Annotated in this window: 15 protein-coding genes; 6 read left to right on the forward strand and 9 right to left on the reverse strand. The window is 65.9% G+C overall.

Features of this window, described 5'->3' with window-relative positions:
- Positions 1 to 2 precede the first annotated feature (2 nt).
- A complete protein-coding gene (mftA, locus tag RMCB_RS05970; protein ID WP_063827636.1) occupies positions 3 to 98 on the reverse strand; it encodes a mycofactocin precursor MftA in 96 nt (31 codons plus the stop codon).
- A 93-nt stretch (positions 99 to 191) separates the two neighbouring features.
- Between mftA and mftR the strand changes: the two genes are divergently transcribed.
- Entirely contained in the window at positions 192 to 776 is a 585-nt protein-coding gene (mftR, locus tag RMCB_RS05975) for a mycofactocin system transcriptional regulator MftR (protein WP_062828087.1), read from the forward strand.
- Here the strand turns inward: mftR and RMCB_RS05980 are convergent, their stop codons facing one another.
- The gene (locus tag RMCB_RS05980; protein ID WP_201028239.1) at positions 777 to 1,493 is read right to left on the reverse strand and encodes a phytanoyl-CoA dioxygenase family protein; all 717 of its coding nucleotides are present in this window, start codon (positions 1,491 to 1,493) and stop codon (positions 777 to 779) included.
- 97 nt (positions 1,494 to 1,590) lie between these two features.
- On the opposite strand from RMCB_RS05980, the gene RMCB_RS05985 reads away from it, so the two are divergent.
- Both RMCB_RS05985 and RMCB_RS05990 read left to right on the forward strand, forming a co-directional pair.
- Positions 1,591 to 2,106: an RNA polymerase sigma factor gene (locus RMCB_RS05985; protein WP_062828043.1), complete on the forward strand. Its 516-nt coding sequence runs from the start codon at positions 1,591 to 1,593 to the stop codon at positions 2,104 to 2,106.
- Positions 2,106 to 3,389: a VOC family protein gene (locus tag RMCB_RS05990; protein WP_062828088.1), complete on the forward strand. Its 1,284-nt coding sequence runs from the start codon at positions 2,106 to 2,108 to the stop codon at positions 3,387 to 3,389. The genes RMCB_RS05985 and RMCB_RS05990 overlap by 1 nt, the downstream gene beginning before the upstream one ends.
- A 23-nt stretch (positions 3,390 to 3,412) precedes the next feature.
- Here RMCB_RS05990 and RMCB_RS05995 read toward each other — a convergent pair whose 3' ends face one another.
- The gene (locus RMCB_RS05995) at positions 3,413 to 4,588 is read right to left on the reverse strand and encodes an NAD(P)/FAD-dependent oxidoreductase (RefSeq protein ID WP_062828044.1); all 1,176 of its coding nucleotides are present in this window, start codon (positions 4,586 to 4,588) and stop codon (positions 3,413 to 3,415) included.
- Between the two features lie 58 nt (positions 4,589 to 4,646).
- Positions 4,647 to 5,093: an Rv2324 family transcriptional regulator gene (locus RMCB_RS06000; protein ID WP_029369136.1), complete on the reverse strand. Its 447-nt coding sequence runs from the start codon at positions 5,091 to 5,093 to the stop codon at positions 4,647 to 4,649.
- A 116-nt stretch (positions 5,094 to 5,209) separates the two neighbouring features.
- Here RMCB_RS06000 and ddaH point away from each other — a divergent pair, with 116 nt between their 5' ends.
- Both ddaH and rocD read left to right on the forward strand, forming a co-directional pair.
- Positions 5,210 to 6,055, forward strand: coding sequence for a dimethylargininase (ddaH, locus tag RMCB_RS06005; protein ID WP_084388370.1), 846 nt, complete (start codon positions 5,210 to 5,212; stop codon positions 6,053 to 6,055).
- Positions 6,056 to 6,057: 2 nt separating this feature from the next.
- Positions 6,058 to 7,293, forward strand: coding sequence for an ornithine--oxo-acid transaminase (gene rocD / locus RMCB_RS06010; RefSeq protein WP_072278421.1), 1,236 nt, complete (start codon positions 6,058 to 6,060; stop codon positions 7,291 to 7,293).
- Between the two features lie 72 nt (positions 7,294 to 7,365).
- On the opposite strand, the gene RMCB_RS06015 is transcribed toward rocD, so the two are convergent.
- The 4 genes from RMCB_RS06015 to RMCB_RS06030 form a co-directional block, all read right to left on the reverse strand.
- Positions 7,366 to 8,214 carry a mycofactocin-coupled SDR family oxidoreductase gene (locus RMCB_RS06015; protein WP_029369141.1) on the reverse strand — a complete coding sequence of 283 codons (849 nt, stop codon included), beginning with the start codon at positions 8,212 to 8,214 and terminating at the stop codon, positions 7,366 to 7,368.
- Between the two features lie 101 nt (positions 8,215 to 8,315).
- The gene (locus RMCB_RS06020) at positions 8,316 to 9,560 is read right to left on the reverse strand and encodes an arginine deiminase (protein ID WP_062828046.1); all 1,245 of its coding nucleotides are present in this window, start codon (positions 9,558 to 9,560) and stop codon (positions 8,316 to 8,318) included.
- Between the two features lie 31 nt (positions 9,561 to 9,591).
- On the reverse strand, positions 9,592 to 11,040 hold the full coding sequence (locus tag RMCB_RS06025; protein ID WP_062828047.1) for a basic amino acid/polyamine antiporter: 1,449 nt from the start codon (positions 11,038 to 11,040) through the stop codon (positions 9,592 to 9,594).
- Between the two features lie 30 nt (positions 11,041 to 11,070).
- On the reverse strand, positions 11,071 to 11,889 hold the full coding sequence (locus RMCB_RS06030) for an SHOCT domain-containing protein (RefSeq protein WP_062828048.1): 819 nt from the start codon (positions 11,887 to 11,889) through the stop codon (positions 11,071 to 11,073).
- Positions 11,890 to 11,975: 86 nt separating this feature from the next.
- On the opposite strand from RMCB_RS06030, the gene RMCB_RS06035 reads away from it, so the two are divergent.
- On the forward strand, positions 11,976 to 13,349 hold the full coding sequence (locus RMCB_RS06035) for an MFS transporter (protein ID WP_062828049.1): 1,374 nt from the start codon (positions 11,976 to 11,978) through the stop codon (positions 13,347 to 13,349).
- 65 nt (positions 13,350 to 13,414) lie between these two features.
- Here the strand turns inward: RMCB_RS06035 and RMCB_RS35805 are convergent, their stop codons facing one another.
- The gene (locus RMCB_RS35805; protein WP_062828050.1) at positions 13,415 to 14,647 is read right to left on the reverse strand and encodes a hypothetical protein; all 1,233 of its coding nucleotides are present in this window, start codon (positions 14,645 to 14,647) and stop codon (positions 13,415 to 13,417) included.
- Positions 14,648 to 14,966 lie beyond the last annotated feature (319 nt).

Genomic DNA, 14,966 nt, shown 5'->3' on the forward strand with positions numbered 1-14,966 from the left:
GGTCAGTAGACCCCGCACATCCCGTCGATCGACACCTCTTCGACGAGGGTCTCGGTGACGAGTTCGGTGTCGGATTCGACCTGCTGATTCGGCTCCATGGATTTACCCCTTTCGTACGATGGGCCTCGACTATTGTGACCCAGGTCGCAACAATATGGCATCGAGTGCCGAAATGGAAGGCCGGGTTTCAGATGAGTGCGGGACGGCGTCGGTCGACCACCCAGGACCACATCGCCGGAGTGGCCATCGAGTTGTTCGCGGCCCGCGGGTTCGACGAGGTCAGCGTCGACGACGTGGCCGCCGCGACGGGCATCTCGCGGCGCACGCTGTTCCGGTACTACCCGTCGAAGAACGCCATCCCGTGGGGCAACTTCGATGCCCACCTGCAGCAGTTGCGTGAACTGCTCGCGACGCTGAGCCCACGCGTGACTCTCGAGGAGGCTCTGCGCGAGGCGCTGCTGGCGTTCAACACCTACGAGGCCGACGAGATGGCGCAGCACCGGCAGCGCATGCGCGTTATCCTGGAAACCACTGGGCTACAAGCCTATTCGATGACCATGTACGCAGGCTGGCGCGAGGTCATCGCCGGTTACGTGGCGGTACGCACCGGTCGGGCATCCACCGACCTGATCCCGCAGACCGTGGCATGGCTGATGCTCGGCGTCGCGCTGTCAGCCTATGAGCACTGGCTCGCCGACGAGGCGGTGTCGCTGACCGACGCCATCGGCGAAGCATTCGACATCGTCGCGCCGGGACTTGACGTGCTGGCCGGGTAACTAGCGCCATACGCAGGAGAGCACCGTATCGCCGGCAGGAGAGAGCGGTTCGGTCAGCACAATCGGGGCCTGCGACATGAATCTTGGTGTGCTGCCTCGATGTTCGTCGGCCGCATGCACGGTGAACGGGTGCAGCAGATACATGTCGCCGGGTAACCCCGTCGCGTGAGCAACCCGCCGGGCACGACTGACCGCGTCGACCATCGCACCCGCCGTGACCGCGTCCACCGGCTCCCAGCCCAGCACCGTCGCGACGTCGTGGTGTGACCCCACCCGAATGCGGGTCGGCGCGTCGTCGGGCCCCACTTCCGACAGCAGCGTCAGCAGCAGCATCGTGTGCGGCCGACCGCTGACCATCCAGCCACCGGTCGAATCCGGCGTGTTGAGGTCGATGTGCCAACCCCGGTCATCGGCGGGCGGACGCACCGGAAACCGCACCGGGATGTTTCCGAGCGCGTGCCGAGGCTGCCAACCACCGGCACCGCACACCGCATCGAGCGCCGCGGCCAGCCGCGCACTGGCCACCAGTTCACCGAACGGGCCGGCACCGGTCAGATCAGCGGTCCAGACCACCGGCTGCGTCCACGACTGCGGCAGAGCGGGTGACAGTCCCATCTGACGCCACAGCAGATTCCTTGCCTGATCGGCGATCTGGCGAGGTGCCGCCTGTTCCACCTTGACGAACCCGTCCCGGATGAAAGCGTCAACGTCGACCACGGCATCCACCATCGCCTACACGCAGCCTGACAGGCCAGCGATTTTTCGTCGAAAATTGGGGTGTCGGAGTTCGGGCTCCAACGGCGACGATAGAGATGTGAGCGCCGAAACAGACGCTCCGCGGGCACTGTTAGCCCTCTATGACGAGGCGCTGCCAGTGGTGTACGGGTATTTCGCCCGGCGCTGCGGTGACCGCGGAACTGCCGAGGACCTGACGTCGGAGACGTTCCTGGCGGCGATGGATGCCGCCCGCAAACCGTCCCCGCCGCAGCTCTCGGTGCCGTGGCTGATCGGGGTGGCCCGGCACAAGCTCGCCGACCACTACCGGCGCCGCCACGACCGATTGACCGTCCCGGTCGCCGAGTTGCCCGAGCCGGTCGACCCGGCCGACGACTGGGATGCCGAGCTGGACCGCATCGTGGCCGAAAGTGTGCTGGCCCGGCTGCCCGAGCAACATCGCACCGTGCTCGCACTGCGCTACATGGACGACTGCTCAGTGCCCGAATGTGCCGAGCTGATCGGTCGCACCGTGCAGGCCACCGAAGCCCTGTTGGTACGGGCCCGCAGGGCGTTTCGAACGCAGTATCCAGGACCGGAAGGAGGGAAGTCATGATCAACAACAACCACGATCCGCTGACCGTGCTGACTGACGCCGACCTCCCGGTTTCCCCCGATCCGCAGTTCGCGGCGCGGCTGCGAGCGCGTCTGGAATCGGCTCTCACACTTCCGAATCGAACGCAAGGAGTTGTCATGACCGGCACCGATACCGCTATCGCAGACCTCAATGCACCCGGCGTCACCGCGCAGGAACCACCCCGCAGTGCCGCACTCCCTTACCTGGCCGTGCCCGACGCCCGCGCCGCCATCGCGTGGTACATCGAGGCACTCGGTGCGGTGCAGGTGGGCGAGCCGATCGTGATGGATGACGGCCGCATCGGCCACGCCGAACTCAGCCTCGCCGGGGGCCGGTTGTACCTCGCCGACGAATTCCCGGAGATCGGCATCAAGTCCCCAGCGCCACAATCGGTTTCGGTGAGTCTGATATTGCACGTCCCCGACACCGACGCAGCGTTGAATCGAGCCCGCCGCTACGGCGCACAGGTGCAGCGAGAACCGTATGAAAACTACGGATCGCGCATCGCGACCATCCTCGACCCTTCCGGCCACCGCTGGATGTTGTCCGGCCCGATGACTGGTGCCCCGGCCCTGATCCAGCACGGTGACGTCGGGTACATCTCGGTGTGGGCCCCGGACCCCGACAAGGCCGCGGCGTTCTACGGTCATGTGCTGGGCTGGATCTACGACCCGGTCGCCCGAAAGGTCACCAACACCGTGCAGCACGTCGGGATCTATCCGATGCCCGGTGCGCCAACGCTGTTCTGCTGCTACGCCGTCGACGATCTCGATGCAGCCCGGCAGGCCATCATCGCCGGGGGCGGCACGGTCGGGGAACCCGACGCACGCGAATTCGGCACGATCCTCGACGCCACCGATCCCAGCGGAACCGCCTTCGCCGTGTTCCAACCGTCCACCGAGGTTCCCCGCCCCGCCCTTAATGGCGCAGGGCCAGGCGAACTTTCGTACCTCACCTACGAAGTGACCGATTCAGCGGCGTTCAAGGAGTTCTACGGCCGGGTGCTGGGCTGGACGTTCGAGCCGGGGCGGATCCAAGACGGCTGGGCCGTCGAGGGCAGCCAACCGATGTCGGGAATGGCCGGCGGCAGCGCGACCACCACGACCGTGCCGATGTGGACCGTCACCGACATCGAGGCCGCTGTCGCGCGCGTGCGGGAAGCCGGCGGGACCGTGCTGCAGGAACCGAGCCAGCAACCGTACGGATTGATGGCCGAGTGCACCGACGACCAGGGCAGCCGGTTCTACCTCGGCCAGTTCTAGAACGAGCCGTTTCCAGAGGGAAGTCAGCCGAGGACGTCGGCGATGGGAGCGCCTGCGGCGATCTTGCTGCGGACCTTCATCACCTTGCCCGGCATACCGCCGCCGACCACTCCGACGAGCACGCCGTCACGCTCGTAGTAGGCCAGGAACTTGCGGCCGTCGTCCTCGACGACATGCACGGTGTCCTCGGCCTCTGGCTCGCCGAGGCATTGGATCTTGACGTCGTACTGGTCGCTCCAGAAGTACGGCACCGAGCTCACCGACGACGCCTCCTGGCCGAGCAGCGCAGGGACCAGAGCACGCGCCTGATCGGCAACGTTGCTCCAATGTTCCACGCGCACTTGGTCTCCGACGGCGGTACGCCATGACGCCACATCGCCGATCGCCCACACATCGGCGATGTTCGTCCGGCCGACCTCGTCGCACACCACGCCGTTGTCGAGCGCGACTCCGCTGCCGTCCAGCCATTCGATGGCCGGATGCGAGCCGATGCCCACCACGACCAGGTCGGCGTCCAACTCGGTGCCGTCGCCCAGCACCACCTGCTCGACCTTGTCGGTGCCGCGGACCTCGGTGACACCGACGCCGCAGCGGACATCGACCCCCTCGGCTTGGTGCAGCCGGGTGACCAGAGCGCCGATCGTCTCGCCCAGCACCGACGCCAGCGGCGTCGGCTGCGGCTCAACCAGCGTGACCTCCACACCGAGCTTGCGCAGGCTCGCTGCCACCTCACAGCCGATGAAGCCGGCCCCGACCACCACGGCGCGCCGGGCCGATCCGGCATCGGCACGCAGCGCCAGGCTCTCGTCGTAGGACCGCAGCACTCGGATACCCGGCAGGTCCGGGAAAGAGCGAATGCGCTTGGGTACCAAGCCCGTCGCGATGATCAGCTGGTCGTAGACGACGACGCTGCCGTCGGCCAGCGTGACCGACTTGGCACCGGTGTCCACCGACTGCGCGGCCGAACCGAGGCGCAACGTGATGTTGTTGTCTGCATAGAATTCGGCGGGCTTGAGCGTGACGTCATCGGTTTCGGCGCGCAGCACTTCCTTGGACAGCGGTGGCCGATCGTAGGGCAGATGGTCCTCGTCGCTGACGATCGTGATCGCTCCGGAGTACTCCGAACGTCGCAGCTGCTCGGCGGTCCGGGCAGCCGCGAGGCCGCCTCCGACGATGACGATGCCCCCAGGTGTAGTCACGAGGGGGTTTCTACACGATCATCCCGCAGGGTGGTAGGCCACCCTACTCAAGGCGCTGTTACGGTCTGGCCCGCTCGATGAGCCTGGAGAGCACCACGATGCTCTCGCTGCGCTCGATGTCGGCACTGGCCCGGATGCGCTCCAGCGCCTCCTCGAGGTGCCGCATGTCGCGCGCGAGGACATGCAAGATGGCGTCGGCGGTGCCGGTTACCGTTGCGGCACTGACGACTTCGGGAATGCCGACCCACGCCGCCCGCAGCTCGGCGGGCGCGATGGTGCCATGGCAGAACACCTGAACGTAGGCCTCGGTACGCCATCCCAGTGCGTTGGGATCAACCACGGTGGTGAAGCCACGGATCACCCCGTCGGCGATCATGCGGTCCACTCGCCGTTTGACCGCGGGCGCCGAAAGGCTCACCCGCTGTCCGATCTCGGCGTAGGTGGCCCGGGCGTGTTCGGCCAGCTCGGCGAGGATCTGCTCGTCGGTCTCGTCAAGACGTTCCATGTCGTTCCTCTGCACGCAACAAAACACCGCAACGCTGCTGTTGTTGCAATGTATCGCTGGTATGCGCGCAATAACCAGCGATTGATTGCGTGACGGCGGGTTTCTATGGTCGATTCATGACAACACTGCACGATGTCATGCCCACGTCCGCGCCCACACCTCGCCGGGCCACCACCCGCCGCTACGCCATGACAGAACCCCGGTTTTTCGCCGTGGAGTACGCGATCAATCCATGGATGGACACCTCGAACCCGGTTGACCCGAAGCGCGCGGTGCAGCAGTGGGAGGCGCTGCGTCGGACCTACCTGGACCTCGGCCATACCGTCGACCTCGTCGCGCCCCGCGCGGGCTTACCCGACATGGTGTACGCCGCCAACGGCGGCATCATCGTCGGCGACACCGCCGTGGTCGCGAGGTTCGCGTACCCGCAACGCGCGCCCGAGGCCGACGCCTACGCCGATTGGATGGCTGCACGTGGCTTCACACTCGCCCGTACCCGACATGTTAACGAGGGTCAGGGCGACCTCCTCGTCGTCGGATCAACCTTGTTGGCGGGCTGGGGTTTTCGCACAGAACGCGACGCGCACGACGAGATCGCCGCCATCACAGGACTGCCCGTGGTGAGCCTGGAACTCGTCGACCCGCGCTTCTACCACCTCGACACCGCGCTGGCCGTGCTCGACGACACCACGGTCGCCTACTACCCGCCGGCGTTCACCGATGCCGGCCGGACTCAGATAGCTGAGCTGTTTCCCGATGCCATCGAGGTCGGCGACGCCGACGCCCATGTGCTGGGCCTCAATGTCGTCTCCGATGGACGTCACGTCGTGATGCCTGCGGCAGCCACCGGTTTCGCGACCCAACTCCATGACGCCGGTTTCGAGCCGATCGGCGTCGACCTCACCGAGCTGTTGAAAGGCGGCGGATCCGTCAAATGTTGCACCCTGGAACTACACCCGTGAGCATGCTGGATGGCGTGGACACCGACACCGTCTCCGCAGCCATCGCACTCGACGATCGCTACGTCGCACACAATTACGCGCCGCTGCCGGTGGTGGCCGCGAGCGCTGAGGGGGTGTGGATCACCGATGTGACCGGCCGCCGGTACCTGGACTTCCTCGCGGCGTATTCGGCCGTCAACTTCGGCCATCGTCACCCGGAGATCATCGCGACCGCGCACGCCCAGCTCGACACCCTCACGCTCGTCAGCCGCGCATTCCACTCCGATCGGCTGGCACCCTTCTGCGCCGCACTGGCTGGGCTGTGCGGCAAAGACATGGTGCTACCGATGAACAGCGGCGCCGAGGCCGTCGAGAGCGGAATCAAGGTGGCCCGCAAGTGGGGCACCGACGTCAAGCGCGTGGCCCCGGACGCTGCCAATATCGTGGTCGCCCAGAACAACTTCCACGGCCGGACCACCACGATCATCAGCTTCTCCGACGACGAGACCGCGCGCCGCGGCTTCGGCCCGTACACCCCCGGGTTCCGCGCGGTGCCGTTCGGTGACGCCGACGCACTGGCCGCTGCGGTCGACGACAACACGGTCGCGGTGCTGATCGAGCCCATCCAGGGCGAGGCCGGGATCATCGTCCCGCCCGCCGAATTCTTGCCGCGGGTCCGCCAGATCTGCACCGAGCGCAACGTGCTGATGATCGCCGACGAGATCCAGTCCGGGCTCGGTCGCACCGGACGCACGTTCGCCTGCGAGCACTGGGACGTCGTCCCCGATGTCTACTTGCTGGGCAAGGCACTCGGTGGCGGCGTCTTGCCACTGTCGGCAGTGGTGGCCGACCGCGACGTGCTGGGTGTGCTGCATCCAGGCGAGCACGGTTCCACCTTCGGCGGTAACCCACTGGCCGCCGCGATCGGCAGCACCGTGGTGACCATGCTGCAGCGTGGTGAATTCCAGTCCCGCTCAGCAGAACTCGGCGAGCACCTGCACAGCCGGCTACGGAGCTTGATCGGTCACGGCGTTCAGGCGGTGCGGGGTCTCGGGCTGTGGGCAGGCGTGGACATCGACCCGGAACTCGGCACCGGCAAGCAGCTGTGTCTGGCGCTGGCCCAACGTGGCGTGCTCGCCAAGGACACCCACGGGTCCACGCTGCGGTTCGCCCCGCCCCTGGTGGTCACCGCTGACGAGATCGACTGGGCCATCGATCAATTCGCCGACGCGCTCACCGACGCGCGCCAGTCGCGTTAGCTGGGCGAGCAGACACCGCGGTGCGCCAACCGCGGCGTGTCGCGGACTTTGACGTCTGCTCGCGGGAGAAACTCAGTACTTCAGCACACCGCGGTCGACGGCGATCTGGCTGCCCGACAGCGTGGCCGAGCCGTCCCCAGCCAGCCAGGCCACCACGTCGGCGACCTCTTCGGGTGTCATGAAGGTGGACAGCCCCTTGCCGTCCTGCCCCACCGGCTGCAGTGGCATGGGCGCGAAGCTGTGCAGATAGTTCGGGTACTTCGAGAACACCGCGGCCATGGCCTCCGGCTCGATCATCGGGGTGTCGATCGAGTAGGGGTGGATGGAGTTGACGCGAATCCCGTACTCCCCCACCTCCAAAGCCAAGGCATTGGTCAGCGCCACCAAGCCGTGCTTGGACGCCGAGTAATGACCGTTGCCCGGCGTGGCCTTGAGACCGGCCGACGAACTGACGATGACGATGGACCCGCCGTTGCCGGCCTCGATCATCGCGGGCACCGCGGCGCGGATGGTGCGCCAGGTGCCGTTGAGGTTCACGTCGACGACGGTGTCCCACTGCTCGGGCGACATCTCGAAAAGCCTGCCCCAACTGAGCACACCGGCATTGGCCACGACGATATCGAGACGGCCGAACTGCTCGACACCGTCGGCGACCACTTGTTGTTGAGCGGCCAGGTCCCGGATGTCGACCTCGCGGGCCAGCACCTTGCGGCCCGCGGCCTCGACCGCTCGGACCGTCTCGGCGAGATCCTCCGGCGTGGCCGGCGCATAGGTGATGGTGTCGTCCACCGCGCGGCACACGTCGATGGCGATGATGTCGGCGCCCTCGTTCGCGAGGCGCACCGCATGGGCCCGGCCCTGACCGCGGGCCGCCCCGGTCACGAATGCCACCCGACCCTCGAGCGTTCCACTGTCTGCCACGTCACCGGTCCTTTCGCTGAGCCAGCGACCAGGCTAACAGCAAAAGTAGAACGTGTTCTAGCCCCAGTCGCGACCTGGCCGGATACGAAGTTGTCCGCCCGTCACCACTGCACCGGGTCGCGGATGATCGGGCAGGTCATGCAGTGCCCGCCGCCGCGGCCTCGGCCGAGTTCCGCGCCGACGATGGTGATCACCTCGATGCCCGCCTTGCGCAGCAGCGAGTTGGTGTGGGTGTTGCGGTCGTAGGCGAACACCACGCCCGGTTCGACGGCAACCAAGTTGTTGCCGCTGTCCCACTGCTGACGCTCGGAATCGTATTTCGTGCCACCGGTTTCCACGACGCGCAGGCGACCGAGCCCCAGCTCGGCGGCAACCATCTCGACGAACGGTTTGGTGGCTTCCTCGACCTCCACCCCCGGCGCGGTATCGCTGGGGCGCAGCACGAACGTCTGGATCGCATCGACGATCTCGGGATAGATGGTGACCACGTCACGGTCGGCGAAGGTGAAGACGGTATCGAGATGCATCGCCGAGCGCAGCTTCGGCATGCCCGCCACGAGCACTTTCTCGGCCGCTTCGTTGGCGAACAGCTCAGCTGCCACCTGCGTGATGGCCTGCCGCGATGTCCGCTCGCTCATCCCGATCAACACGATGCCGTTGCCGGGCACCATGACGTCCCCACCCTCGATGGTCGACAGCCCCCAGCTCTCTTCGGGATCGCCCCACCACACGGTGGCCCCGACATAATCGGGATGGAACATGTAGATGGCCTTCATCAGCAGCGTCTCGTCGTGACGGGCCGGCCAGAACAGCGGATTGAGCGTCAGGCCACCGTAGATCCAGCAGGTGGTGTCGCGGGTGTAAAGGGTGTTGGGCAACGGCGGCATGAGGTATTCGGTGATGCCGGCGGCCTCCCGCGCCAAAGAGCGGTAACCCGAACACATTTCGGGAGGAAGGTCACGTATCGACATCCCGCCGATCAACAGTTCGGCGAGCCGTCGTGACGTGAGTGAGTCGAGGAAGCCGCGGGTGTCGTCGACCAGGCCGAGGCCGACCTCGTTCGGCACGATCTTGCGGTCCAGCAGCCATGCCCTGGCCTCGGGTATGTCCATGGTCTCGGTCAGCAGGTTGTGCAGCTCGACCACTTCGACCCCACGCTCGCGCATCTTGTCCATGAAGTCGAAATGGTCGCGCCGGGCATTCTGCACCCACAACACATCGTCGAACAACAAGTCGTCACAATTGGTCGGGGTCAACCGTTCGTGGGCAAGGCCGGGCGAGCACACCAGCACCTTGCGCAGCTTGCCCACCTCGGAATGCACGCCGTAGTCCTCGGCCGAATCCATGTCGTTTCCTCTCGTCGCACCCTCGAAATGGCTAGATCTGAATAGCTCCCGAAGCCAGGCCGTACACGCCGCCCGCCGCCCCGATCAGGATGACCGCGAAAAGTGCCGCCTCGGCGGGACGGAACACGCGCAGGCCACGCTCGCGCCGTGCGGTCCAATACAGCAGGGCCCCAGGGGCGTAGAGAATGCACGACAGCAGCAGGTGATCCCACCCGGCGGCGTAGACCAGGAACAGCGTGTAGAACGTAGCCAGCGCCGCAATGACCGAGTCGGGAACCAGTGAACGTCGGTCGCCGTACGTCTCGCGCGTGATGGTCAGTTTCAGGGCGTACCCCGCGGCCAGCAGGTACGGGATGACCGCCAGCGCCGCCGTCAGATCCAGCATGAAGTCGAGAGCCTCGGACGTGAACAGCAGCAGGATCAGCAGCAGCTGCACAAGCCCACCCGCCATCACCAGTGCCGTAACAGGTGCGCCCTTGGCGTTCTCCCTGGCCAAAAACCTCGGCATATCGTCGGTTTTGGCCGGAATGTAGAGGATTTCGGCAGCCATCAATGTCCACGCGAGATAGGCGCCGAGCACCGACAGGATCACCCCGACCCTGATGAAAATCGAGCCCCAGTGCCCCACAATCGATTCCAGCACCGATGCCATGGACGGCTGAGCGACTCCGGCCAACTCGGACTGCGGCAGCACGCCATAGGACGACAACGTCACGAGCATGAACACCGCCAGCACCGACAGAAAGCCGATCACGGTGGCGCGGCCGACATCCTCGCGCTTGCGGGCAAACCGCGAATACACACTGGCACCTTCGATACCCATGAACACGAAAACCGTGATCAGCATGGTGCCCTTGGCCTGATCGAAAAGCGAAGCCCAAGAGTAGTTTCCGTCGCCGCCCCAGAAGTTGTCGGCAAACACTCCGCCCTTGAACGCGATCAGGGCGATCACGATGAACACCAGGATCGGGACCACCTTGGCGAAGGTCGCGATCCGATTGATGATCGCGGCTTCCTTGACGCCCGACAGGATCAGGGTGAAGAACAACCAGACGCCCACCGACGAGCACAGCACCGCGATGACCGTGTCCCCGGCGCCGAGCGCGGGAAACAGCGCGCTCGTCGTCGTCATGATCAAAACCCAGTACGACGTATTACCCGCGCACGCCGACGCCCAGAACCCGAACGCGGAATTGAAGCCGACGTAGTCGCCGAATCCCGCCTTCGCGTAGGCGTAGATACCGGCGTCCAGATCGGGCTTGCGCGTGGCGAGCCGCTGGAACACGAACGCCAGCATGAGCATGCCGGTACCTGCGATGGCCCAGGCGATCAGTGCACCGGCGACGCCGGTCTCGACGCCGAAGCGGCGCGGCAACAGAAAGACACCAGAGCCGACCATCGATCCGACGACCATGGCGGTCAACGTCGGAAGGCTGACCTTTTGATCCTTCTCTGCTGTTTGTTGGTCGGATGCGACCACTGCCGTCCCCCCGAGTTGATCTGCCGGCTCTCAGAACTCCGCGATGATCTGCTGGCGTTTCGCCGTGTACTCCGTGTCCGTGATGGCGCCGGTGGCGCGCAGAGTCTCCAGCTCCTGTAGCCGTTGCGCGGTCGACGGTTCGGGAGCGGGCATGGTCGGTGCCGGCGCCGGTGCGGCCGCCGGGGCCTGCTGTGCTGCCGCACGCCGCACCACGTTGGTGACTTGTTGGCGCACCACGGGGTTGGACCTGATGTCGACGGTGCCGTTCATCGGAACGTTGTTGGCCTTGAGAATCCGCAGGATCTCCAGCAGCGGCCCGGCCTGCCCGGACAAATCGTAGGTCCGGTGGTCTTCGTCCACGGTGAACTGGGCCGGCACCAAACCGCCCACCAAAGCACTACGTTGCCAATCGATTTGATAGTCGTTGGTGGCAGGGTCGACGAGCACGACGAGTTTGCGGGAAGTGATCAGCGGCAGCCGCGTCACCGAGGCGATGACCCGGTCCTGGCTCTCGAACGGGGTCAGACCCGGCCCCTCGATCCGGAGATCGAGCTTGACCAGTGGTTGGTCGTTGATCTGGGTGCCCGTCTCGGCGATGCCGATGACCTGAGCCAGTGCGAGCACACCCTGCTGCTCCAGGAACTGCGATTTGGCAGCCGACTTGGCGCCGTAGTTCGTCATGGCCAGCGCGACCAGGACGTCCGCCGCGGTGATCAGCAGACCGGCCCAGAACATCCACCGCACCAGGTCGCTCTCACCGATGGCGAAGTACACGATGAGGAAGATCGGCCCGACCAGGCCGCCGCACAGCAGCACCCACAGCTGAGCCTTCAAATACCGCCCGACCACGTGACCCTCCTCGGATCGCCGATACGGGTGTCAGATTATCGCCATTCATGCTCGATGTCTGGGGTGCGCGCAGGAAACTTACGGCTGTGACAGATCACCGGGCGGCGACCGCACCACGCCACCGCTGGATTCTGGCGGCGGTGTCGACCGCGTTGCTCTGTGTCCAGTTGGACTATTTCGCCGTCAATCTCGCACTGCCCAAGATGGCAGAGGACCTGGGTACCACGGCCACCGACCTGCAGTGGGTGATCAGCATTTACATGCTGGCACTAGGAGCATGCATGGTGCCCGCCGGTCGCATCGGTGACATCTTCGGTCGCCGCCGCATCCTGCTCATCGGCATCGCCGTCTTCGGTGCGTCGTCGGCGGTGTGTGCCGTCGCCCCGTCCGCAGCGTGGGTGATCGGGTCGAGAGCGGCCCAGGGAGTGGGCGCGGCGCTGATCTTCCCCGTCTCGGTCAGTGTGCTGACCAACGCGTTTCCGGTGGGTCGGGCGGCCAGGGCCATCGGATTGGCCTATGGGATAGGCGGTTTGGGCAATGCAGCGGGCCCGTTGGTCGGTGGCCTGCTCACCCAGACCGTCGGATGGCGCGCCATTTTCTGGTTGCTCGTGCCACTGGCCCTCGTCTCCGCGGTGATCGGCGGCATCACCATGCCGGAGAGTTCCGACCACACCGTGCCACGCCGGGTCGATCTCAGTGGGCTCGCTCTGATCACCATCGGCATCGGCCTGTTCACGCTGACGTTCGATCGCGGCCCGAGTTGGGGTTGGTTGTCGCTGCCGACGGTGGCGGCGTTCGTCATCTCGATGATTGCCATGGCGGCGTTCGTCGTGACCGAACGCCGGGTCAAGTGGCCGCTGGTGGATCTCTCGCTCCTACGGGACCAACGGTTCACCATGCTGATTGTCACGGGCACTGTCGCCAACATCGCCTATGTGGTGGCGATATACCTCTCGACCTTGAATCTGCAGGAGGTTCGGGGCCTCGATCCCTTGACGGCCGGGCTGGCATTCCTGGGGCCATCGGCGGGCGCAGCGGCGGGCGGTGTGTTCTCGGGACGGCTGGCCACCAAGTATCCACCCATGGTAGTGATGGGTACGACAGGCGCCGCCGCGGCGATTTCGCTTGCCGTGCTAGCCCTCTCGCACAGCTGGCCGCTCTATCTCATCGCACTGACGGCCTGCGGCTTCACCATGGGGCTGGTGTACGCGTTCACCACCGTGGCGACGCAGGCGGTGGTTCCGCCGGAGCAGGCCGGCGCCGCGGCGGGCGTGGCACTGACCTCCATGGTGACGCTCGGTGGCGTCGGGATCGCGGTAACCGGCACCGTACTGGAGATGCTTGAGCACGCGGGATCGCCTGCCAGCAGCGGTACTTCGGCCATCCTCTTGACGATTGCGATCCTGCTGCTGCCCAGCTCGCTCCTGGTGCTGGGGCGGGCCAAGCGGACCAACCGGTGAGAGAAGCGCTGGACCGCCGCCGGTGACGGCGACGGTCCAGCCTTCAGTGATTCCTTTTCGCGGTGTCAGCCGATCTTGACGCTGCTGCCGTTGCCGTTGAACTTCGAGGTGTTGACGCTCGTCTTGTTCTTCGACGTATTGCCGCTGTTGGCGCTCGAATTAGCCGAGCTGGTCGCACTTCCACTGGTGGCACTGCCACCCGTCGCGGTGCTGGTGCTCGACTGGACCGAGCCGGCGCTGCCACCCTTGGTGGTGCCGCCCGTGGTGTTGCCGGTAGTGGCGTTACCACCGGTCGTCGCGCCGCCCGTGGCCGAGCCGCCCTGACCGCCACCCGATGTCGCGGATCCACCTGTGGCCGCGCCTCCGGTGCCTGCACCGGCGGTCTGGTTGGTGGTGGCGCCGCCGCCCGTTCCGCCGCCTGCCGTCTGGGCATTGGTCACCGCACCGCCCGTGCCGGCACCGCCGGTCTGAGCAGTGGTCGCACCGCCACCGGTCGCCCCACCACTTGAGGTGTCGCCACTGGTGGCACTGCTGGTGGTGGTCGGGCCGGTCGGGCCGCCTGCCGTCGCGGTGCCGTCTCCGGTGCTGATGACGGCTGCTGTACCGCCAGTCTGGGTGTTGACCGGTGCCGTTGCGTCAGTCGCCGGGTTGGCGCTGACGACGGCGTCCGTCGCCGGGCCGCCCGTGGTGGCACCGTTGACATTGGAGCCGCCTGCTCCGACGCCGCCGGTGTCCACGGCCGCGTTCGTACCACCGGTCGCGGGTCCACCGGTGGTGGCGCCGTTGACATTCGAACCGCCGACACCTGCCCCGCCGACTCCCGAACCACCCGTCGAAACGCCACCCACGCCGGCTCCGCCGACCGCCGGGCTGACGCCCGTCGTGGTGCTCGCCGCCGTACCGCCCGTCGTGGGGCCACCGACAGCCGCGCCACCCGTGTTGACCGCGGTATTGGCCGACGTGCTCGTGCCGGCTCCGCCGACCGCCGACGACGTGGCCGGGCCGCTGGTGGACACGCCGCCGATGGCCGGGCTCAGCACGCTGGCCTGCGGGTTGTTGATATTGCCCGACGCGGTTGCCTTCTGGGTGGTGTTGCCATTGCCCGTGGTGCCGACCACCGTGGTGGTCTTGGGGCTCGGGTTGAACAGGTTGGAGAAATTGAACAACGAGGCGTTGGCCATCGGTGAGTCCAACGCCGCCAGGGCGCCGAATCCCAGCGCGGTGGTACCGGCAACAGTGCCAGCAGCGAGCGTCTTGTTCCACGATGTCGGCTTGCGAGGCTTGGTGTGCTTACCCATTTTCTGAGCTCCTTAATATTTGCTGTTTTTGGGCATGGCTGTATTAATTGAGGGACCCGTTTAGGTCCGATTCGCGAAATGCATTCGTATATGTCCGGCCTGCATCAGCCGCCAAACAGAAAAGGCGTCGACCCCGCCTAACCGCCAGGTGGACTACGGCTTATGTCTTCCAATTCGTACGCACTGGGCCTGCAGAGTGTCATACCTATGCACCTCCCCTGGAATGCCATTCGCGCTGGAATCTATTGCGGTTACACAAGCGTGTCAAGCATTTAATTTCGCTCGTGTTGTTTGCTTTTTCAATTGCAAACATAAACCC

The organism is Mycolicibacterium brisbanense (assembly GCF_001570425.1).
GTDB lineage: Bacteria > Actinomycetota > Actinomycetes > Mycobacteriales > Mycobacteriaceae > Mycobacterium > Mycobacterium brisbanense.